The organism is Cellulomonas septica, from assembly GCF_012396155.1.
GTDB lineage: Bacteria > Actinomycetota > Actinomycetes > Actinomycetales > Cellulomonadaceae > Cellulomonas > Cellulomonas septica.
In genome coordinates this window covers 1-2,326 of record NZ_JAAXOY010000572.1, presented here as the reverse complement: position 1 = coordinate 2,326, position 2,326 = coordinate 1, and the positions used below count along the sequence as shown (strand labels likewise).

Sequence of the window (2,326 nt, the reverse complement as noted above, 5' to 3'; positions counted from 1 at the left end):
GGGGAGCGAGGCGGCGACCGTGCCGCCGAGCGCGGCGGACACGGCGACGAGAGCGAGCGCGACAGCGCGGCGGGTTCGCATGACGGCCAGTCGACCGCGTCCGGTTGGCCCCCGCATGTCCGGTCGGTCGACGCCGCGTGACCGCACGGGGAACACCCAGGTCGCGCCTAGGATCCGGAGCATGGACGCCGTCGAGGTCGCCCACCGCCGCCTCCACCGCCAGCACCTGTCGGGACCGCCGCTGCCTGACCCCGTCGCCGTGGTCCGCCACCTAGGAGCGTCGCAGGCGCAGGAGGTGCCGATGTCGCGCTGGTCGCTCGGCATGCGCAGCGGCGCCGACGACGCGACCGTCCTGGCGGCCCTCGACGACGGGCGCATCGTCCGCACGCACGCGCTGCGGGCGACGTGGCACTACCTCGCGGCCGAGGACCTGCGCTGGGTCCAGGCGCTGACCGGCCCGCGCGTGCAGCAGGTCAACCGGTCCGTCGACCGGCAGGTCGGCATCGACGACGACGCGGTCGCGCGCACGCACCGGGCCGTCACGGCGGCGCTGCGCGGAGGTGAGCACCTGACGCGCGGGGAGCTCGGCGACGTCCTCGCGCGCTCCGGTGTCGAGGCGTCCGGCCTGCGGCTGGCGTACCTGCTCATGCGGCTCGAGCTCGACGCCGTGATCGCGAGCGGCGCGGTGCGCGGCACGCAGCAGACGTACGCGCTGGTCGACGGGCGCGTCGCCGAGGGGCCGGACCTGCGGGGAGACGACGCGCTCGCGGAGCTCACCCGGCGGTTCTTCACCGGGCACGGGCCCGCGGCCGAGAAGGACCTGGCGTGGTGGGCGACGCTCACGCTCACGCAGGTCCGGCGCGCGATCGCGCTGTGCGCGGGCGAGCTCGTCGAGGACGAGGTCGACGGGGTGCGGCTCTGGTCCGCGCCCGGGCCGGCACCCGTGCCCGAGCCCTCGCCGACCGCGCACGTGCTGCAGGGCTACGACGAGTACGGCGTCGCGTACACCGCGAGTCGGTTCGTCACCAACGTCGCCGGGCTGAGCATCGCACCGCCCGGCTCGAACATGGTGATCGCGCCGCTGCTGGTCGACGGGCAGGTCGTCGGGTGGTGGCGACGCGTGGTCGCGCGGGACGGGGTCGTCGCGCAGCCGCGCCCGGCACGCGCCCTCACCGCCCCCGAGCGGGCCGCCGTCGAGACGGCGTTCGCGTCGTACGCGCGCTTCGCGGGCCTGCCGGTCCGCGTCGACTGGGACGCCTGAGCCTGGGCGCGCGTCGACGCCTGGGCGGGCGGCCCACCGGCGTCGTGGCTACCGTCGAACGGGTCGGTCGCCGCCCGTGCGACCCATCGAGGAGGACGCATGGACGTCGCCGACCTGCTCGTCGAGGCCCTGGGCCGCGTCGGACCCGTGCTGCACGGCACGGTCGACGGGCTGCCGCCCGAGGCCCTGACGTACCGGCCCGACCCGGGTGCGAACTCGATCGCGTGGCTCGTGTGGCACGCGGCCCGGGGGCAGGACGCGCAGATCGCGCACGTCGCGGGCGTCGAGCAGGTGTGGACGGGCCGTGGCTGGGCCGAGCGGTTCGGGCTGCCGTTCACCGCCCGGGCGACCGGGTACGGGCAGTCGCCCGACGACGTGGCCGCGGTCGACGTGCCCGGCGACCTGCTGCTCGGCTACTACGACGAGGTCGCCGCGCAGACCGTCGCCTACCTCGAGCGCCTTCAGCCGGACGACCTCGACAAGGTCGTCGACGATTCCTGGGACCCGCCCGTGACGCTCGGCGTCCGGCTCGTCAGCATCGTCGACGACGACGTGCAGCACGCCGGCCAGGCCGCCTACGTGCGCGGCCTCTGGGAGCGCAGCTCCGGCGCCTGACGGCGGGTGAGATCCGCGAGCGCACCTTCCCGCGTCCCACGCCGTCGCCCTAGCGTGACGAGCGGACGTGGGCACCCGCAGCGGGGAGGTGCGCCGTGGACGATCCCGTGGGCCCGGACGACCTGCTCGTCGTCGACGGGCTCGACGTCGCGACCGGCACGTACCTGACCCCTCCGACCGCGCTCGGCGACCTCGCGGCCGCGCTGCGGGACGCACCCGTGCCGGGGGGTGGCGACGAGCGGCGGCTGCGGCGGCGGAGCCAGGCCGACGAGCGGCACCTCGGGGTGACGGTCGGCTTCGACGCCGAGGACCTCGCCTCGGTCGGGTGGGGCATCGTCACCGCCCCTGACGTCGACACGGCCGTCCTGGCGGCGCTCGAGCCGCTGCTGGCCCGCCGCCGGCAGCAGGCCGGCGACCGGTTCCGGCACCTCGTCGTCGAGGACGGGGAGG

The 2,326-nt window shown here is 76.3% G+C and carries 3 protein-coding genes; all 3 read left to right on the top strand.

The window, feature by feature from the left end:
- Positions 1-181: 181 nt before the first annotated feature.
- A complete protein-coding gene (locus HGA02_RS16695) occupies positions 182-1,261 on the top strand; it encodes a winged helix DNA-binding domain-containing protein (protein ID WP_168680257.1) in 1,080 nt (359 codons plus the stop codon).
- 99 nt (positions 1,262-1,360) lie between these two features.
- Complete coding sequence (locus HGA02_RS16690) at positions 1,361-1,876, top strand: mycothiol transferase (RefSeq protein ID WP_168680255.1); 516 nt, start codon at positions 1,361-1,363, stop codon at positions 1,874-1,876.
- A 95-nt stretch (positions 1,877-1,971) separates the two neighbouring features.
- On the top strand, positions 1,972-2,326 hold a 355-nt coding region (locus tag HGA02_RS16685), incomplete at its 3' end, for a hypothetical protein (protein ID WP_210728715.1).